Origin of the sequence: Ventrimonas sp. (assembly GCF_048380235.1) — a bacterium.
GTDB lineage: Bacteria > Bacillota > Clostridia > Lachnospirales > Lachnospiraceae > Brotaphodocola.
In genome coordinates, this window is the sequence record NZ_DBFCCJ010000041.1 from 60883 (window position 1) to 80751 (window position 19869).

Sequence of the window (19869 nt, forward strand, 5' to 3'; positions counted from 1 at the left end):
CTCGATAGAAGAACCCAAAAGGAGGGGCTAGAGTCGTGTTCGATTTTGAGAAACCAAACATTGAGATTGTTGAGATTTCTGATGATAAGAAATATGGCAAGTTTGTAGTTGAACCACTTGAGAGAGGCTATGGCACAACGCTGGGTAACTCCCTGAGAAGAATCATGCTTTCTTCTCTGCCGGGTGCAGCTGTCAGCCAGGTGAAAATCGACGGCGTTTTACATGAGTTCAGTTCTATTCCAGGTGTTAAGGAAGATGTAACTGAGATCATTATGAACATCAAGAGCTTATCTATTAAGAACAACAGTGATAGCAACGAAGTAAAGACCGCTTACATCGAGTTCGAGGGTGAGGGTGTTATTACTGCAGCTGATATCCAGGCTGACCCGGACATTGAGATCATGAATCCGGATCAGGTGATCGCACACTTAAGCGGCGGCACAGACAGCAAGTTCTATATGGAGCTTACTATCACCAAGGGCCGCGGATACGTGAGCGCAGACAAGAATAAGAGTGAGGATATGCCGGTTGGTGTGATTGCGGTGGATTCCATCTACACACCGGTTGAGCGTGTCAACATGTCCATTCAGAATACCCGTGTTGGACAGGTTACCGATTACGATAAACTGACCTTAGACGTGTATACCAATGGAACCTTAGCTCCAGATGAGGCTGTAAGTCTCGCAGCGAAAGTTCTGAGCGAGCACTTAAATCTCTTTATCGATCTTTCTGAGAATGCCAAGACCGCTGAGATCATGGTTGAGAAAGAGGACAATGAGAAAGAGAAAGTTCTCGAGATGAACATCGATGAACTGGAACTGTCTGTTCGTTCCTACAACTGCTTAAAGAGAGCCGGAATCAACACTGTGGAGGAACTGTGCAACAGAACTCCGGAGGATATGATGAAGGTTCGTAACCTTGGCAGAAAGTCCCTTGAGGAAGTTCTGGCGAAGTTAAAAGAATTAGGTCTTCAGCTGAACCCGAGTGAGGAATAAAGCGAAGCTTGATTCAACAATATGAAACTTTTAAGTGGCGGCTCCGTAAGTCCATCAGGCAGAGAGCCGCTACATTATGAAAATTGGAAGCTGTGGTCCGGTAAGACCAAAGGGCACGGGACTGCACTCCACACTATATGGAGGAAAATAAAATGGCAGGTTATAGAAAGCTTGGAAGAACTTCCAGCCAGAGAAAAGCAATGATCCGCAGCCAGGTAACTGCACTGCTGTATCATGGAAGCATCAAAACTACTGAGGCCAGAGCAAAAGAGATCCGCAAAGTTGCTGAGGGTCTGATCGCACTGGCTGTAAAAGAGAAAGACAACTTCGAGACCGTTACTGTTACCGCTAAGGTTGCTAAGAAGGACGCTGAGGGTAAGAGAGTCAAAGAAGTAGTAAACGGCAAGAAAGTTACCGTTTATGATGAAGTTCAGAAGGAAATCAAAAAAGATAAGCCGTCCAGACTTCATGCTCGTCGTCAGATGCTCAAAGTTCTCTACGATGTAACTGAGGTTCCGACCGCAGCTGCAGGCAAGAAGAAAAACACCAAATCCGTAGATATCCCGGCAAAACTCTTCGACGAGGTTGCTCCGAAGTACGTTTCCCGCAACGGTGGTTACACCCGTATCGTTAAGATCGGCCAGCGTAAGGGCGACGGCGCTATGGAAGTACTGTTAGAGCTTGTTTAATCTTATAATCATATAATTTTATGAGCTTATGGCTCCCGAAGATTTGTTCTTCGGGAGCTTTTTTCATGCTTTTAAAAACTTAATAATTTGTTCAAAATATTTAGGTTTGTGGCAATATTGTGGAAAATCAGTAAGAAATACGTAAGTTGACTGGACATCTTCTTTCACTTATAATGAAATTACAAAAGAAAACAATATTTATTTAGAAAATATGAGAGTGAGGGATGAGTATGACAAAGAGAAGGTTTGCAGTATGGGGACTGATCCTGGCTCTGTGTACAGGCACAGCAGGTATGACAACAGCCTATGCGGCTGACAAAACAATTTCCAGTGTAAAGCTGCAGATTTACACAGACCTGGAGGTTGGAGATAGGATTGGAGATGCTTCCATTGATATTGACAGTACCACTGCACCGGGCGGCGGTATTGCCATCTCCGGATCTACTGACCGTTACCAGATCAAAGAGGCAGACTGGACAACATCTTCTTCTAAAGAAATTAGTGTGGGATATCAGCCGGAACTGAAAATCCGCCTGGAAGTGACTGATTCAGATTATGCGTTTAAGGGAACCTACCGTTCCAGCAACGTAACTGTCAAGGGCGCTGAGTTTGTCAGTGCCAGCAAGAGCAGCGGGGATTTGGTTATCAAGGCAAAGCTGAAACCGATCAAAGGTACCTTTGAGGCACCGGAGGATGCATATTGGAAGGACAATGCCAAGGGAACCGCAAAGTGGGAAGAACCGGATAATGGCGGGACCGGTCAGTATGAGGTAGAGCTGCGAAAGGGCTCTTCCAAGATCCACACGGTAGAGACTACCGGCAAAACATATAACTTCTATCCATACATGACTCAGGCAGGCACCTATAAGTTCCGCGTGCGCACCATCGCCAAGACATCCAAACAGGATGATTACGGCAAGAGCAGTGAGTGGGTAGAGTCCGACGAGATCTATCTGGCAAAGGAAGATGTATCAGATGGCAGTGGCCGCAATGACAGCGGCACCTCCGGTAATACGAACGCAGGCTGGCGCAAGTACGGCAACACCTGGTATTACTACTATCCGGACGGCAGCTATGTGAAGAATGGCTGGGCAGAAGTAGGCGGGCGCTGGTATCTGTTTGACGCAAGCGGAAGAATGCTGACCGGCTGGCAGGTACGCAACGGTCAGATGTATTACCTGGATGGAAGCGGAGCTATGATAACAGGCTGGCTTTCCTGGAATGGCCGCTGGTGCTACATGAATGAGACCAAGGATCAGTACTATGGCTGTCTGGTATGCGGCCATTGGATGAACCGCGATGGCAAGACCTATTATCTGGACGGTGTTGGTTACATGGTTGAAGGCTGGTATCAGGTAGATGGCAACTGGTATTATTTCTATCCGGGACAGGGCAACAAGGCAGTGAATACTACCATCGATACCTTTTATGTGAATCAGCAGGGGATCTGGGTACACTAAAACAGGATAGGACTGCCGGAAAAAGGAGCATTAAAAACTCCTTTTTCCGGCAGTTCCTTTTCATTTGTGAAACTTGTATAAATTGGAACGGAAAATATGTGGAAAACAGAAAAAAACAGAAAATGGATTGCACGCTGATAATATCAGTGATATATTAAGCTTAGCATTAAGAAAGAAAAGGAGTAATGATATGACGAAAAAAGAGCGTGTAATTGCAGCAATCGAGCAGCGAGAGATCGACGGTGTTCCGTCCAGCTTTTCTCTTCATTTTCCGGCAGACAAGAAGCAGGGAGAGGCATGTGTGAAGGCACATCTGGATTTCTTTCGGGATACAGATGCGGATATCTGTAAGATCATGAATGAGAATCTGGTACCGGTATTCGGAACCATCCATACTCCGGACGATTATGACCGTCTGATTCCTGTTATGACCATGGAAGACGAGTTCATGAAAAAGCAGATGGAACTGACCAGGCAGATCCTGGCGGGCTGTGATAAGGATGTATTTACCATGGGTACTCTCCATGGCATCTGTGCATCCGGCATTCATCCGATTGAGCAGGCTGGCATCAATTATTATGCAGCAAGACAGATGCAGGTTGATTTCCTCAGATGGGATGAGAAGAAGATGCTTTCTGCTATGCAGCGCATTACCGATGTGCTGTGCCTGTTGGCAAAGGCTTACATCGAGGCTGGTCTGGATTCTGTTTATTATGCATCCCTTGGCGGCGAATATGAGTTCTTTACGGACGAAGAGTTCGCAAAGTGGATCAAACCGTTTGATATCCAGGTTATGAAGGCTATCAAAGAGGCAGGCGGATACTGCTTCCTGCACATCTGTAAGGATCACCTGAATATGGAGCGCTACAGAGATTATGCTCCGTATGCAGATGTTGTGAACTGGGGCGTATTTGAGGCACCGTTTGATCTGGAAAAAGGAAAAGAGCTCTTCCAGGGCAAGACCATTATGGGTGGCCTGCCGAACCGTCACGGAGTTCTGGTTGATGGAACCAAAGAAGAGGTTGAGGCTGAGGTAAAGAAAGTGATTCGTGAGTACGGAAGAAAAGGCCTGATCCTTGGCGCAGACTGTACATTGGCAACAGAACAGGATCTGGATAAGGTAAAGGCCGCAGTGCTTGCTGCGAGAAATAGTTGACAAAATCCTATTTACCTATATAATAAGTATGTAAGAGAAGAACCCACACAGGTGTGAGCATTCATGACTCTGTGTGGGTTCTTTTTTGTATCATCTCAGGCAAAAAGTTTTACAAGCTCCTTCAGCATTTCGGTGATAGCTTCCATGGACTGAATGGATACAAATTCATGGCGTCCGTGGCCATTCTGACCTCCGGTACAGATGTTGGGACATGGGAGTCCCTGATAAGAAAGACGCGCGCCATCTGTGCCGCCGCGGATCGGAGTGACGATCGGGGTGATACCGCAGTGCTCCATGGCAGTCATGACATTGGAGATAAGCTTCTCGTGGCCTTTGACCTGCTCATACATGTTTCGGTAGCTTTCAGTGATGGTGATCTCTGCAGTGCCGGCACCATATTTTTTGTTGATGAAATCGACTGCCTCCTGCATGATCTGCTGACGATGCCGGAACAGTGCCTCGTCATGGTCGCGGATCAGGTAGTTCATGACGGTGGTTTCGGTTCGTCCCTGAATCTTGTCCAGATGATAGAAGCCTTCCCGGTTCTCTGTGCATGCCGGAGTTTCATATGCCGGAAGCAGTGCCTGATATTCCATGGCGATCTGAATGGCATTTTTCAGGATTCCTTTGGCATAGCCGGTATGGGCAGTGACTCCGTGAATCGTAACAACTGCAGAAGCGGCATTGAAGTTTTCATAGGAAAACTCACCGATCAGGCCGCCGTCGATGGTATAGCCATAGGCAGCGCCGACCTCTTCGAGGTTTACGTGGTCTGGTCCGCGGCCGATTTCTTCATCCGGAGTGAACAGGATGGAAACCGGCGGATGCGGATAATCCGGATTCTGCATCAGAAATTCTGCCAGAGTCATGATCTCTGCCACGCCGGCTTTGTCGTCTGCACCAAGCAGGGTAGTGCCATCGGTGACGATCAGATCCTGGCCAACGAATGTTTTCAGATTCGGAAATACGGAAACAGCGGTGACAATGTGCTTCTCTTCGTTGAGGACGATGTCATTTCCGTCATAATTGCGGATGATGCGTGGTTTGATATTGTCACCGGACATGTCCATGGCAGTGTCCATATGCGCAATGAGTGCCAGACAGGCGCCGGTGCAGCCCTTTGCAGCCGGAATATGGCCGTATACATAGCCGTTTTCATCGGTGTGGGCGTCAGTAATACCGAGAGCTTTCAGCTCATCTGCCAGCCGGGCAGCCAGAACCAGCTGTCCTTTGGTGGAAGGTACGGTGGAGCTGGTAATGTCAGACTGGGTGCCGTGCTTTACATAATTTAAAAATCTTTCACTTACATTCATGATTGATTTCCTCCTTGTCAAAATACATTTATCATGTTTCGGAAGGTTCGTCAAGATTGGCCCTGGCAAAATGGAAAGATTGGTAGATGTGTATAGAAAAAAATAAGAAAATAGTCGAATTCAACAAAAAACATGTTTTTAAAACCTTTACTATTGACAAATTAGATATTGGTGATATTATCAGTAATATAACAATGATATTCTTGAGACTCGGAAACAGGTTTTGGGAATGATCAGGAAAATACGGAGGTCGATAGACGCATGCTAAAATATACCATCAAGCGGTTATTAGTAGCAATTCCAACATTTTTCGGAATTACAGTCCTGGTGTATTTAATTTCATTGCTTGCACCGGGCAGTCCACTGGAAATGCTGATGGCGGATCCAATGGCAACAAAGGAAAGTATGGAGGCCTTAAAAGAGCAGATGGGTCTCAATGACCCAGCCATCATTCAGTATTTCCGCTGGCTGGTATCCATGCTTCACGGAAATCTGGGAATCTCATACCGGAACAGCCTGCCGGTTCTCGGACAGGTTCTGGAAAAACTGGGACCGACTCTGATTCTCACCCTTTCCTCTACAGCATTATCTGTGCTGATCGCGGTACCGCTTGGTATCATGTCAGCATACAAGCCTTACTCCGCATGGGATTATATTTCTTCCGGACTGGCTTTTGTAGGTGCTTCTACCCCGACCTTCTTTACAGGTCTGGTTATGATCTACATATTTGCGGTAAGGCTGGGTGTCCTTCCTATGGGCGGTATGTATGACGCAGGTATCCATACCGCGGCATCGGCGGCGCATCATTTGATTCTACCCTGTCTGGTATTAACTATTTTTAATATCGGAAGCATTCTCCGCCAGACACGAGGAAGCATGATGGAAGTCTTCAATGAGGATTACATCCGCACTGCCCGTGCAAAGGGCCTGATTGAGCCGAGAGTCGTGATCGTTCACGGTTTGCGAAACTCCTTGATTCCGGTTGTTACCGTATTGAGTACCATGATCCCGTTCATGTTCGGCGGCGCGGTCGTGGCAGAGCAGGTATTCAGCTGGCCGGGACTTGGCAGCCTGATGGTCCAGTCCATCAACGCCAGAGATTACCCGATGATCATGGGAATCACCGTTGTGATTGCTGCAGCAGTCCTGATTGGCAACGTCCTGACGGATATTGCTTACAGCTTACTGGATCCAAAGATAAGAGAGAGCCGTTAGGAGGAGAGAAATGTCCACAAAAACAGTTGAAAAAAAAGATTCATACTATCGTGACGTGCTCCGGAAGTTTACAGCGCACAAGCTGGCCATGATCGGTGTTGCGATCATTTTGCTGGAAGTGATCCTGGTCATTGTGCTTCCTATGATCATGAAGCTGGATCCGTATACGTCAGATATTCTCGCGTTCAGCGCAAAGCCGGGAGCGGGACACATTTTAGGAACCGATGATACCGGCCGTGACGTATTTGCACGACTGGTTTACGGAGGCCGGATCTCCCTTCTGGTGGGACTGCTTTCCGCGATCATCAGTCTTTGCATCGGTGTACCGCTGGGTCTGATCGCCGGTTACTATAAAGGTATCTGGGAAACCATCGTTATGAGAACCGCAGATATCTTCATGTCCTTCCCGTCCATGATTCTGATCCTGGTGCTGGTATCCGTTATCGGACCTTCTGTATGGACGGTTACCCTGGTCATCGGTATTCTGGGCTGGACCGATTTCGCAAAACTGATCTATGGCAATGTGCTGTCGGTCAGAGAAAAAGAGTATGTGGAATCTGCCAAGGCAGTCGGAACCAAAGATATCCCGCTGCTGATCAAATACGTGATCCCGAACGCATTTGCTCCGATCCTGATCAACTTTACATTCCGTACAGCGCAGGCGATCATTCAGGAGTCTGCACTGAGCTTTTTGGGTATGGGTGTTCAGCCGCCGGAAGCATCCTGGGGAAATATCCTCTACGCGGCACAGTCCATCACCGTACTTTCCTCAAGACCGTGGCTGTGGGTACCGCCGGGAATCTTACTGGTGCTCACCGTATCCAGTATTAACTTCATAGGAGATGGAATCCGGGATGCCCTGGATGCCAAAACCAAAATAAAAAAGAAATAAATAAAAGGAGGAATATTATGAAGAGAAACATGTTAAAAGTGGTTGCTGCATCTCTGGCCGGAGCAATGCTCCTTACCGCATGCGGCGGTGGATCCAGCAGCTCAACCCAGACAACCGCGGCTGCAGGTAATTCTGCGGAAACCAGCGCGGCAGCAGAGGCAGGAAGCACAGGCGGCGAGAAGGTCATTACCATGGCACAGACCGGTGACTGGGATACGTTCATGCCGATGAACACCACCAATTCAGGCGCGGATAACGTAATCGAGCTGATGTTTGACCGTCTGATGGTCATCAACACCGATGGTACCTTTGAGCCGCGTCTGGCAGAGAGCTGGGAGACCAATGAGGCTCAGGATAAGATCACGTATCATCTGAACGAGAATGCCAAATGGCAGGACGGTGAGCCGGTAACCGCAGAGGATGTTGTATACTCCGCACAGGTTGCTTCCTCTTCCGAGTTCAACTATCTGCGCAGAATCCGTATGCAGTATTTTGCAGGAACCGATGAGACCGGATGTGAGACCGGCACCGACAGCATCGAGGTAGCAGCACTGGATGATCATACCGTAGAGTTTACCTTAAAGGCCCCGATGGATCCGTCTATCATCTACGCACTGGTTAACCGTGACTTCTTTATTATGCCGAAGCATCTGCTGGATAGCATTTCTGACGCAGATCTGGTAAACGATGCATTCTGGCAGAAACCGATTGGCTCCGGCCCATGTATCTTCGACAGCATGGAGTCTGGCGTATCCATTGAGTTCAAGGCAAACAAAGACTACTATCTTGGCGCTCCGGATTTTGACCGTCTGGTATTCAAGAAGGTACAGTCCTCTAACCTGTTATCCGGCTTAATGAGCGGCGACATCGACGTTCTGTCCGGCAACAGCCAGATCCCGTTAGCAGACTGGGAAGCAGCTAAGAATACACAGGGTATCGTTACGAAATCTGTACCGACCTTTGCATATCAGTACATGGCAATGAACACCGCCAGAGATTATCTGACCGAGGATGTCCGTCACGCAATCAGCCTTGCAATCAACCGTCAGGTTATCGTTGACCAGCTGCTGCAGGGTGAGGCACGTATCGCAATCGGACCTCTGGCTGAGGATCATCCGTACTTTGATGAGAAGCTGCTGCCGATTGAGTATGATCCGGAGAAAGCAAAATCCATGCTGGAGGCTGCTGGCTGGGACAGCAACCGTGAGCTGCAGGTACTGGTATCTACCGGTAACGAAGTTCGTGAGAAATCTGCGATCCTGATTCAGCAGGATTTACAGAAGATCGGCATCAAGACCAAGATCCAGACCTTAGACTTCCCGACCCTGCTTACCAACGCAAGAAACGGTGACTACGATCTGTGCTTCATCGGTTCCGCAGGTTCCGTTGATCCGTCTGAGTCTGTACCGAACGTAACTGCTGGTTACATGAACAACTTTGCACAGTTATCTGATCCGACCCTGGGCCAGATCGGTGAGTCCGGTGCAAAGGAAATCACGTTTGAGGCACGTAAGAAGATCTACGATCAGTATCAGGAAGAGTTATTCAAACAGATGCCGATGGCATTCCTGTATCACACCAACGATCTGTTTGCATATAACGAGAAGCTTGAGAATGTACGCGAAGGTGCAATCGATTACAACATTAACAAGAATGTATGGGAATGGAAAGTAAATAAATAAGCATCTGTTAAATACCATACGAAAAGCGAGGTATTGGAATGTCAGAGAATTTAATTGAAGTAAAAAAACTCGTTACTCAGTTTTCAGGTAAGAATGGAACCGTGACAGCGGTAGACGGAGTATCCTTTCATGTAAAGAGAGGAGAAACACTTGGAATCGTGGGTGAATCCGGGTGTGGAAAATCCGTTACAAGTATGTCGATCCTGCGGCTGATTCCCAAGCAGACAGGAAAAATCGCATCTGGAGAGATTCTGTTCGAAGGCCGCGATCTGGCAAAGCTGTCAGAAAAGGAGATGCGTCAGATCCGTGGAAATGAGATAGCGATGATCTTCCAGGATTCCATGACAGGCTTAAACCCGGTTATGACGATCGGTAAGCAGCTGGTAGAAACCATTACCGCGCACAGTAAGATGGATAAAAAAGAGGCTTGGGCGAGAGCTGAGGAGATGCTGACGAAAGTCGGCATCCCTTCCCCGGCTCAGCGCCTGAAAGAGTTTCCGCACCAGTTATCCGGCGGTATGCGTCAGCGTGTCATGATTGCCATGGCACTGTCCTGCAATGCATCACTGTTCATTGCAGATGAGCCGACGACAGCCCTTGACGTGACGATCCAGGCCCAGATCCTTGAATTGATGAGGGAGCTGAAGGAAAAGGAGAATAAGTCCCTGATGCTGATCACCCATGATATGGGAGTTGTGGCAGAGATGGCAGATGACGTCATGGTCATGTATGCAGGAAAAGAGATGGAATACGGAGACGTAAGAAGTATTTTCAAAGATCCGCTCCATCCGTATACCCGCGGTCTGTTAAAGTCCATTCCACGTCTGGACCAGAGTTCCGATGATCCGCTGTTCAACATTCCGGGATCAGTTCCGGATTTGTCCGAGATGCCGAAGGGATGCCGTTTCTGCACCAGATGTCCGGAAGCAGACAAACGATGCAGGGAGCAGGAGCCGGGGCTTTACGATGTAAATGGAAGACAGGTACGCTGCTGGAAGTACGCACCGGAAGGAGGTCAGGATGATGTCAGAGGATAAGAAGGTATTACTGGAAGTTCAAAAAGTAAAAAAAGAATTCGTAACATCAAAGAGCCTGACTGGAAAGCCGTTAAAGATTGTCCATGCAGTGGATTCTGTAGATCTGACCATCTATGAAGGCGAGACCATCGGCGTTGTAGGTGAGTCCGGGTGCGGCAAGTCCACACTGGGCCGCTGTATCCTCCAGCTGATCAGACCGACGGCTGGAAATGTGTTGTACCGTGGTGAGGATATCACCAAACTGAACAAGGAGCAGATGCGCCAGATGCGGCGCAAGATGCAGCTGATCTTCCAGGATCCGTACGCATCCCTGAATCCGCGTATGACCGTTCTCGAGCTGATCATGGCCCCGCTTGAGGCCTTCGGGATCGGAACCATGGAAGAGAGAGTTCAGAGAGTCAAAGAGATCATGGAACTGGTGGGCATGCCGGAAAATATGATGAACCGCTACCCGCACGAGTTCTCCGGCGGACAGAGACAGAGAATCGTCATCGCGCGTGCTCTGGTCTTAAATCCGGAATTTGTTGTCTGTGATGAGCCGGTATCTGCACTGGATGTATCAGTCCGTGCGCAGGTACTGAATCTGATTCAGGAATTAAAGAAGAAAAAGCATTTAACCTATATGTTTATTTCCCACGATCTGAGCGTTGTAAAGTACATTTCCGACCGCATTGCCGTGATGTACCTGGGCCGGATCGTAGAGATCGCAGAGAAAAATGAGCTTTATAACAATCCACAGCATCCGTACACGAAAGCACTGCTTTCCGCAATCCCGATTCCGGATGTGGATAATAAAATGAAACGGGAAATTCTGACAGGGGATGTTCCGAGTCCTCTGAATCCGCCGTCTGGCTGCTATTTCCACACCAGATGCAAGTACGCTACAGAACGATGCAAGACCGAGTGTCCTGCATTACATGATGTAGGTAACGGACATATGGTAGCATGTCATCTAACTTAAAGGAGGGGCGCAGAATGTACAAACCAGACGAAGCTTTAAAGCAGAGCATCGATCAGTGGATCGAGGCGAATCAGAATGATTTTGTAAGGAACCTGGCGAAACTGGTTGCGATACCGAGTATATCGGTAGAGAACGATGGGCCATGGCCATTTGGAGAAGAATGTAAGAACGTACTGGATAAAGCAGCAGAGATTGCCGGAGAATATGGATTTACGGTAGTAAATCATGAATATCATTGCGGCAGCTGTGTGGTACCGGGTACCGGCGAGCATCCGAAGCGAATCGGAATGTTTGCTCACCTGGATGTTGTTCCGCTTGGAGACGGATGGCAGTATCCGCCGCTGGGCTGCACCTTAAAGGACGGTTTTCTGATCGGACGCGGTGTAGGGGATAACAAGGGTCCGGCCATCTGTGCGCTTTATGCACTACGCTTTTTAAAAGAACATAAAATAGAATTAAAAAATGATGTCATGATTTATTTTGGATTGTCGGAAGAAACAGGTATGAAGGATATCGAGTATTTCTGCAAGACGCAGCAGATTCCGGATCTGTGCCTGGTTACCGATACCAATTTCCCGATCTGCTATGGAGAAAAAGGTCTGCTGCGCGCAGAACTGAACCTCCGGACAGACGGAAATCTGATCGATTTTCATGCCGGAAGCGTTGTGAACGTAATTCCCTCCAAGGCAGAAGTGCTGCTTTCCGATGTATCCCTGGAAGAGGTAAAACGTCAGCTTGGAGATCAGGAAGCACTTACGGCAGAGGCAGATGGTCCGCATGTGCGGATCACGGCAACCGGAATTTCCAGACATGCAGCATTCCCGGAGGGAGCTGTGAACGCGGTTCAGGTTCTGGCAGCAGCATTATCCGGCACCACCCTGCTTCAGGGAAGCTGCGCCGATGCAGTGAAAGGCCTGGCAGAGCTGACTTCTGACTTTTACGGTGCAGGAGCAGATATCTCCTTTGAGGATGAAGCGTCCGGAAAGCTTACCGCTGTCGGAAGCGTTGTCCGCATGGAAGCCGGAAATATGAAGGTTCTTTTTGATGTCCGCTATCCGGTTACGGCAGATGGTGAGGAGGTCAGTCGCCGCTTCGGAGCATGCAGTGAGAAGAAAGGCTTCTCGTTCAGGGTGACGGAGCTTTCCAGACCGGCTTACCAGCCGATCGACCGGCCGTACATTCCGCTGTTATGCGATATCTGCGACGATGTCCTTGGAAAGCATTATGAGCCTTATACCATGGGAGGCGGAACCTATTCCCGCAAGCTTCCGGTAGCAGTCGGTTTTGGACCGGGCGTACCGGACGCAGTCAATCCGTTTGAGAGCGGTCATGGACAGGGACACCAGCCGGATGAATGTGTTCCGCTGAAGATGTTGCTAAATGGCCTGAAAACATATATAATTGCGTTGTTGGAGCTTGATAAAATGATGTAGGGAAGGGCAAAAAAACGGTATGAGTGGAAAGCCATCTTTGAAGGCCGAGATTTATGAAGCTGTTTTGAGTGATATTATCCAGGGAATTTACAAACAGAACGAAATTATTACGGAGAAGCAGCTTATTGCAAAGTATGGAGTGAGCAAATCTCCGATTCGGGATGCCCTGATCGAACTTTGTAAAGAGGGAGTTCTGATCAGCCATCCGCGCTACGGCTACGAGGTGGTACGGATCAATGAGAAGGAGATCCGCGATGTCGTGGATTTCCGGATTTTGATTGAAACCGGTTGCTTCCGGGTTTGTGCGCCGACGTTTACCCCGGAAGATATTGCGGAACTGAAGGAGTTCACCATGAAGGAATGCTGCTGGAATGGGACAGATGAGCTTCCGGCATTGAAGCACTGGGAAAACAACATGAAGTTCCATCTGAAGCTCATTTCCTACAGCGGCAACGATTACTGTTACCATATGTTGGAGAGCAGTACCGGAGTTCTGACCCGTGCCTATGCACAGCGTTTCTGGGATCAGCGGGATAACCGGTCCTGGAATGTGGATGTCGAAGGCCATCTTTGCATTATCCGGTGCATGGAGGAAGGCAGATTTGACCAGGCAGAACAGGCCTTAAAAAAGGATATTGCGTCCTTTCTGGATATCATCTGTCCGAATTACGCGAGGACTTTTAATCTGTAGTAAATGGAGAAAAGGGAGAGGCTGTCATGAAATGGAAACGTACCAGATTCCATTTTGCGGCAGCCTCTTTTGTCAGTCATCTTTTCTCTTTTTCTTTTGGAAAAGAAGGCGTATAATGAAAGACAGTATTTGAAAGAAAGAATGGAGGAGACAGAGAATGGGGAACGGATTGTCTGACAGAAAGGCAGATACACAGGAGCTGATGCAGATTCGGCAGGAGGCTTATGAGGCAGCCTCCCAGCTTCTTGCGGCAGCGCATCCGAAGAAAGGAAGCATTCTGGTGGTGGGATGTTCTACCAGCGAAGTTGCCGGTGAGCGGATCGGAAGCTTTTCCAGTCCGGAACTGGGACAGGCGCTTTTTGACGGCGTATATCAGGCAGCTAAGGAAGCGGAGGTATTTCTGGCCGCCCAGTGCTGTGAGCATCTGAACCGGGCACTGATCCTGGAAGAGGAAGCGGCAGAACGTTATGGCTATGAGCAGGTCAATGTGGTTCCGCAGCCGAAGGCCGGCGGTTCCTTTGCGACAGCTGCATATCACAGCTTTGCGCATCCGGCAGCAGTGGAGCATATCCGGGCAGCAGCCGGAATGGATATCGGCGACACCCTGATCGGCATGCATTTAAAAGAAGTGGCGGTTCCGGTACGGATTGAGCGGCGTCAGATCGGAGCAGCCCGGGTGATCTGTGCCAGAACAAGACTGAAGTTTACCGGCGGAGCAAGAGCCGTATACGACGAGAGTCTGTTATAAGAGGAATTGCATCTATCGCAGATCAATGTGGATAACAGATGGATTTTTTCTTGACGCTGTGTATAATTTCGCTTAAAATGAAACAACGACAATGTATACAGAGATACACAGGAAAGGAAGCATTTGTTTATGGGTATCATAAAAGCTTCAAAATTAATATATGATTATATCCGCCGGGATGAAGATGACCATGTAGAAGAAGTAAAGCGTGCGATCGATGATCTGACCCTGGACATTAACCAGGGAGATTTTGTGGCTATTCTGGGGCACAACGGCTCCGGAAAGTCTACCTTTGCCAAGCAGGTGAACGGCATTCTACTTCCGACAGACGGTACTGTCTGGATCTCCGGTATGAATACAGCGGACGATGCTCATATCTGGGATATCCGAAAGACTGCAGGCATGGTATTCCAGAACCCGGATAACCAGATCATTGGCAACATTGTGGAAGAGGATGTGGGATTTGGACCGGAGAATCTGGGAGTGCCGACTGATGAGATCTGGCGCCGGGTAGACCAGAGCCTGGAAGCAGTCGGCATGACTGCGTACCGTTTGAAATCGCCAAACAAACTGTCCGGCGGTCAGAAGCAGCGTGTGGCTATTGCCGGTGTCATGGCTATGCGTCCGCAGTGCATCATCCTGGATGAGCCGACTGCCATGCTGGATCCGAATGGTCGCAGGGAAGTCATCGCGACCCTTCATGAGCTGAACCGTCAGGAGAAGATCACGGTTCTTCTGATTACCCATTATATGGAAGAAGTCATTGATGCGGACCGTGTCATTGTCATGGATGACGGAAAGCTAGTGATGGACGGAACACCGCGGGAAATCTTTTCCAGGGTGAAGGAGCTGAAGGAATATCGTCTGGATGTTCCGCAGGTGACGGAGCTTGCCTATGAGCTGAAGCAGGCAGGCGTAAACCTTCCGGATGGAATCCTGACGATGGATGAGCTGATGGAGAAGCTTCTTCCCATTCTCCACGAAAAATTTCCAGAGGTAAAATAAAAGGAGGCATATATGTCGATCAGGGCAGAACATTTGAATCATATATATGGTGAAGGAACAGCCTTTGAGCAGTATGCCTTAAAGGATGTCAGCTTTGAGATCGAAGATGGACAGTTTATCGGGCTGATCGGTCATACCGGATCCGGAAAGTCCACGCTGATCCAGCATCTGAACGGGCTTTTGCGTGCCAGCAGCGGCGCAATCTATTATAATGGAGAAAATATCTACCAGGATGGCTATGACATGAAGGCCCTGCGCAGTAAGGTAGGGCTGGTATTCCAGTATCCGGAGCATCAGCTGTTTGAGGTGGATGTCTTTTCGGACGTATGCTTTGGTCCGAAGAATCAGGGCCTCTCAAAAGAAGAAGTAGAGGCCCGGGCCAGAGAAGCATTGATCCAGGTTGGACTTGATGAAAAACTCTGGCAGCAGTCACCGTTTGAATTATCCGGCGGTCAGAAGCGGAGAGTTGCCATTGCCGGGGTGCTGGCCATGCATCCGGAGGTACTGATCCTGGATGAGCCGACTGCAGGTCTGGACCCGAAGGGCCGTGATGAGATCCTGGATGAAATTTCCGCATTGCACCGGGACCATCATATGACCATTGTGCTGGTATCTCACAGCATGGAGGATATTGCCCGCTATGCGGACCGGATCATGGTGATGAACCATGGTGAAAAGATATTTGACGCGCCGCCGAAGGAAGTGTTCCGCCATTACAGGGAGCTGGAGGCCATGGGACTGGCCGCCCCTCAGATCACTTACATTGTACATGGCTTAAAGGAGCATGGCGTGCCGATCGCAGACGATATTACCACAGTGACAGAGGCAAGGGATGCGATCCTGCATCTGCTCGGGAAGGATGAAAGACCATGATTCGCGATATTACATTAGGACAATATTATCCGGTGGATTCTGTGCTGCATCGCATGGATCCGAGGACGAAGCTGTTTGGAACGCTGGTGTTCATTGTTTCTCTGTTTTTTGCAAACAGCATTGCCTGCTATGTGGCGGCCACCCTGTTTCTGGTCACAGCCATCCGCATGTCAAAGGTACCGTTTTCTTTCATGGTGCGAGGCTTAAAGGCAATTTTATTTTTACTTCTGATCAGTGTGAGCTTTAACCTGTTTCTGACGCCGGGAACACCGGTCGTTCAGTTTGGTATCTTTAAGATTACCCAGGAGGGCATCCGCACCGCAGGCTTTATGGCCCTGCGACTGATCTATCTGGTGATCGGTTCCTCAGTCATGACGCTGACGACTACGCCGAATGAACTGACAGATGGCCTGGAAAAGAGCCTGGGTTTCTTAAATAAGGTTGGAGTACCGGTGCATGAGGTATCCATGATGATGTCCATCGCACTGCGGTTCATCCCGATTCTGGTAGAAGAGACCGACAAGATCATGAAGGCACAGATGGCGAGAGGCGCTGATTTTGAGAGCGGCAACCTGATCCAGAAGGCAAAGAGCATGGTGCCGCTTCTGGTGCCGCTGTTTATCTCTGCGTTCCGCCGCGCAACGGACCTTGCCATGGCTATGGAGGCACGCTGCTACCATGGCGGCGAGGGCCGTACCAAGATGAAACCGCTCAAATATGCCAAGCGTGATCGGGTGGGATATCTGGTGTATGTGATCTACCTGATGATCGTGATCCTGCTTCGTGCGTAGGATGATAAAATAAAATGTAACTGTAAATTGCTTCCTGTCATGATGGCCGGGAAGCAATTTTTGACTTGCGCATCCGGCAGGAGAATTTGCCAGGGCAGAATCTCTTATATCATGAAAGCTCAGGCCGGAATGCTTTGGGAGGATAACATTGATGAAACGAGTAAGAATGGTGGTAGCCTATGACGGAACTGCCTATCGCGGCTGGCAGCTTCAGCCAAACGGCATCACCATAGAGCAAGTGCTGAACCGGGAACTGACTGCTCTTTTAAAAGAACCAATTTCTGTCATCGGCGCAAGCCGTACGGATTCCGGCGTACATGCCCGTGGGAATGTGGCGGTTTTTGACACGGAAAACCGCATGCCGGCAGATAAGATCTGTTTTGCTTTAAACCAGCGTCTGCCGGAGGATATCCGGGTGCAGAGTTCGGAAGAGGTTCCGGCGGACTGGCATCCCAGAAAGGCTAACTGTACCAAAACCTACGAATATAAGGTGCTGAACCGGAAAATTTCCATGCCATTGGAGCGTCTGTATGCCCATTTCTGCTATTTTAACCTGGATCTTGATAAAATGAGAGAGGCAGCAGCGTATCTGGTGGGAGAGCATGATTTTAAGAGCTTCTGCACTGTGCGGACCCAGGCAGAGGAAACCGTGCGGACCATCTACAGTCTTGATATTACAAAACAGGATGACATGATCACCATCCGCATAAGCGGAAGCGGTTTTCTCTATAATATGGTGCGCATCATTGCAGGGACCCTGCTGGAGGTTGGAATGGGGGCTTATCCACCGGAACACGTGGAAGAAATTCTGGATGCCAGGGACCGCCAGGCAGCAGGACGCACGGCACCGGCCAGAGGCCTGACCCTGGTCAGCATGGAGTATCAGCAGGAATTGCCTGACTGGCATCACCGGGAGAACAAATACTGGGAATATGACATTCTGCAGTCTCATATCAAACAGGACAAGGCAGCGTATTTTGCGATCTCGCGCTGCGCGGATGAGGAACTGGATGGAATCCTGCGGCGAAATATCCACCATGCATTCCAGAACGGAGCAGACCGGGTATATGTGACAGATCTGGAAAGAGGCAAGGACCGCCTGGTTCCGGGGCAGATACACGGGCGTTATGTCCTGAGGGAGATGACGGAAACAGCAGAGATGTGCCTGACCGACGAAGAACGGAAAAAACTGATTCGGACAAGCTGCCGGTGGGTAACTGCGCTTCCGGCTGTGGATAACTCTCCGGAAAAATAAAAAAACGGTGGAAAACCACTCAAAAAGGCGTAAAATCAAGGAAAAAGCGCTTGACACAAAGAATCGCTTATTATATAATATACAACTGTGACGTTAGGTGGAAATGCTTAGGCCAAAGCCCCGGAATAGGCATTTTACTATACATTTCAAAACAATTGCGGTGATGAACCGTTAGAATCAGATAGTTTAACAGGAGGTTAACCAATGAAGAGTTTTATGGCTAGTCCAGCGACGATTGAGAGAAAATGGTATGTAGTAGATGCTGCCGGATGTACTTTAGGACGTTTGGCTTCAGAAGTAGCAAAAGTATTAAGAGGAAAAAATAAACCGATCTACACCCCGCACATCGACTGTGGCGATTATGTGATCGTTGTTAATGCAGATCAGATCAAAGTAACCGGTAAAAAGTTAGATCAGAAGATCTACTATCATCATTCCGATTACGTAGGTGGTATGAAAGAGACCACTCTGCGTGAAATGATGGCTAAGAAGCCGGAGCGCGTTATTGAGCTGGCAGTTAAGGGAATGCTTCCGAAAGGACCTTTAGGAAGAAGCATGATGACCAAGCTTCATGTATATGCAGGACCGGATCATGAGCAGGCAGCTCAGAAGCCGGAAGCTCTGGAAATCAAATTCTAAGGAAAGGTACTGAAAGGAGGAAGTTATCATGGCAAATAAATATTACGGAACAGGTAGAAGAAAAAAATCTATCGCAAGAGTATATCTGGTACCGGGTACCGGTAAAATCACCATCAACAAGAGAGACATCGACGAGTATCTTGGTCTTGAGACCTTAAAGGTAGTTGTTCGTCAGCCGTTAGTAGCAACTGAGACCGTTGACAAGTTCGACGTTCTGGTTAACGTTCGCGGCGGCGGTTTCACCGGCCAGGCTGGTGCAATCCGTCACGGTATCTCCAGAGCACTGCTTCAGGCAGACGCTGAGTTCAGACCGGTTCTGAAGAAAGCAGGCTTCCTGACCAGAGATCCGCGTATGAAAGAGAGAAAGAAGTACGGTCTCAAGGCAGCTCGTCGCGCTCCGCAGTTCAGCAAGCGATAATCGACTGCTCAGGCTATATCAAAATGGTTCAAAAAGCCCGGAAAATCAAGGTTTTCCGGGCTTTTGCTATATCTAAACGGGCTGATATGGTTTGACCAAATTTGGCAAAACGAGAGCCGATTTCACCCAATTTTTAGTGGTTAAATATAGGACAACCGGCAAAAATGGGGTCAAAAAACGGCCTTAGTGGTTAAAAAATAGGACAACCAGAGAGCAATTTCGGGGGTATTTTTGAGGGTGATTTGGTACTCTCAGACACCGGATTTTTCGCTGGAGGGTTTGGCATAATCTGACCAAATCTGAACAATTAAATACGATTCTAATGCAGGCACTCAGTAACAAATAACTGGGTGCTTTTTTGTTTCAGAGATTCCGGCATTAGAAAGGGCCGTCACTTTATGATTTTGAAGTGGCGGCTTTTTCTATTTCCAGAAACAACAGCAACAATTAGAAATGAGGTGAAGTCATGAACACACAAATCATCGCCATCGCCAACCAGAAAGGCGGCGTTGGCAAAACAACAACCTGTGCGAACTTGGGAATAGGTCTGGCACAGGCCGGAAAGAAAGTGCTTCTGATCGACGGGGACCCACAAGGAAGTCTGACAATCAGCTTG

The 19869-nt window shown here is 48.7% G+C and carries 19 protein-coding genes and 1 pseudogene; 19 read left to right on the forward strand and 1 reads right to left on the reverse strand.

Annotation, left to right across the window (positions count from 1 at the left end; all coding sequences use genetic code 11):
* Positions 1–35 precede the first annotated feature (35 nt).
* From ACMP1L_RS07545 to ACMP1L_RS07560, 4 genes are all read left to right on the forward strand, one after another.
* A complete protein-coding gene (locus tag ACMP1L_RS07545) occupies positions 36–995 on the forward strand; it encodes a DNA-directed RNA polymerase subunit alpha (protein WP_118732882.1) in 960 nt (319 codons plus the stop codon).
* Between the two features lie 152 nt (positions 996–1147).
* On the forward strand, positions 1148–1684 hold the full coding sequence (locus ACMP1L_RS07550; protein WP_118533408.1) for a bL17 family ribosomal protein: 537 nt from the start codon (positions 1148–1150) through the stop codon (positions 1682–1684).
* 230 nt (positions 1685–1914) lie between these two features.
* Positions 1915–3144 carry a PspC-like choline-binding domain-containing protein gene (locus ACMP1L_RS07555; protein WP_418452512.1) on the forward strand — a complete coding sequence of 410 codons (1230 nt, stop codon included), beginning with the start codon at positions 1915–1917 and terminating at the stop codon, positions 3142–3144.
* Positions 3145–3334: 190 nt separating this feature from the next.
* A complete protein-coding gene (locus tag ACMP1L_RS07560) occupies positions 3335–4300 on the forward strand; it encodes a uroporphyrinogen decarboxylase family protein (RefSeq protein WP_118718811.1) in 966 nt (321 codons plus the stop codon).
* A gap of 95 nt (positions 4301–4395) precedes the next feature.
* Here the strand turns inward: ACMP1L_RS07560 and pepT are convergent, their stop codons facing one another.
* Positions 4396–5613, reverse strand: coding sequence for a peptidase T (gene pepT / locus ACMP1L_RS07565; protein ID WP_418452514.1), 1218 nt, complete (start codon positions 5611–5613; stop codon positions 4396–4398).
* A gap of 261 nt (positions 5614–5874) precedes the next feature.
* On the opposite strand from pepT, the gene ACMP1L_RS07570 reads away from it, so the two are divergent.
* The 15 genes and pseudogenes from ACMP1L_RS07570 to ACMP1L_RS07640 form a co-directional block, all read left to right on the forward strand.
* A complete protein-coding gene (locus ACMP1L_RS07570) occupies positions 5875–6828 on the forward strand; it encodes an ABC transporter permease (protein WP_118718813.1) in 954 nt (317 codons plus the stop codon).
* A gap of 10 nt (positions 6829–6838) precedes the next feature.
* Positions 6839–7720 carry an ABC transporter permease gene (locus ACMP1L_RS07575; RefSeq protein ID WP_118732886.1) on the forward strand — a complete coding sequence of 294 codons (882 nt, stop codon included), beginning with the start codon at positions 6839–6841 and terminating at the stop codon, positions 7718–7720.
* A 17-nt stretch (positions 7721–7737) separates the two neighbouring features.
* Positions 7738–9402, forward strand: a complete 1665-nt coding sequence (locus ACMP1L_RS07580; protein ID WP_418452515.1) for an ABC transporter substrate-binding protein — start codon at positions 7738–7740, stop codon at positions 9400–9402.
* Positions 9403–9440: 38 nt separating this feature from the next.
* Positions 9441–10439, forward strand: a complete 999-nt coding sequence (locus ACMP1L_RS07585) for an ABC transporter ATP-binding protein (RefSeq protein WP_118718815.1) — start codon at positions 9441–9443, stop codon at positions 10437–10439.
* Positions 10426–11400, forward strand: a complete 975-nt coding sequence (locus tag ACMP1L_RS07590; RefSeq protein WP_118718816.1) for an ABC transporter ATP-binding protein — start codon at positions 10426–10428, stop codon at positions 11398–11400. The genes ACMP1L_RS07585 and ACMP1L_RS07590 overlap by 14 nt, the downstream gene beginning before the upstream one ends.
* Positions 11401–11414: 14 nt before the next feature.
* Entirely contained in the window at positions 11415–12833 is a 1419-nt protein-coding gene (locus tag ACMP1L_RS07595) for a Sapep family Mn(2+)-dependent dipeptidase (protein WP_418452518.1), read from the forward strand.
* A gap of 19 nt (positions 12834–12852) precedes the next feature.
* The gene (locus tag ACMP1L_RS07600) at positions 12853–13524 is read left to right on the forward strand and encodes a GntR family transcriptional regulator (RefSeq protein ID WP_177303671.1); all 672 of its coding nucleotides are present in this window, start codon (positions 12853–12855) and stop codon (positions 13522–13524) included.
* A 157-nt stretch (positions 13525–13681) separates the two neighbouring features.
* The gene (locus tag ACMP1L_RS07605) at positions 13682–14272 is read left to right on the forward strand and encodes a TIGR01440 family protein (protein ID WP_243025695.1); all 591 of its coding nucleotides are present in this window, start codon (positions 13682–13684) and stop codon (positions 14270–14272) included.
* Positions 14273–14401: 129 nt separating this feature from the next.
* Positions 14402–15277, forward strand: a complete 876-nt coding sequence (locus ACMP1L_RS07610) for an energy-coupling factor transporter ATPase (protein WP_118732891.1) — start codon at positions 14402–14404, stop codon at positions 15275–15277.
* 12 nt (positions 15278–15289) lie between these two features.
* Positions 15290–16150, forward strand: coding sequence for an energy-coupling factor transporter ATPase (locus tag ACMP1L_RS07615; protein WP_118726351.1), 861 nt, complete (start codon positions 15290–15292; stop codon positions 16148–16150).
* Positions 16147–16941 carry an energy-coupling factor transporter transmembrane component T family protein gene (locus tag ACMP1L_RS07620; RefSeq protein WP_418452519.1) on the forward strand — a complete coding sequence of 265 codons (795 nt, stop codon included), beginning with the start codon at positions 16147–16149 and terminating at the stop codon, positions 16939–16941. The genes ACMP1L_RS07615 and ACMP1L_RS07620 overlap by 4 nt, the downstream gene beginning before the upstream one ends.
* A 151-nt stretch (positions 16942–17092) precedes the next feature.
* Positions 17093–17827 (forward strand): annotated as a pseudogene (gene truA / locus ACMP1L_RS07625) (tRNA pseudouridine(38-40) synthase TruA); the annotation flags it as partial.
* A gap of 573 nt (positions 17828–18400) precedes the next feature.
* Positions 18401–18835 (forward strand): 50S ribosomal protein L13, encoded by a 435-nt coding sequence (gene rplM / locus ACMP1L_RS07630; protein ID WP_118533980.1) that lies wholly within the window; start codon positions 18401–18403, stop codon positions 18833–18835.
* Between the two features lie 25 nt (positions 18836–18860).
* Positions 18861–19253, forward strand: coding sequence for a 30S ribosomal protein S9 (rpsI, locus tag ACMP1L_RS07635; protein WP_177303693.1), 393 nt, complete (start codon positions 18861–18863; stop codon positions 19251–19253).
* Positions 19254–19719: 466 nt separating this feature from the next.
* Positions 19720–19869, forward strand: a 150-nt coding sequence (locus ACMP1L_RS07640; protein WP_418452524.1) for a ParA family protein, incomplete at its 3' end; no start/stop codon positions are given.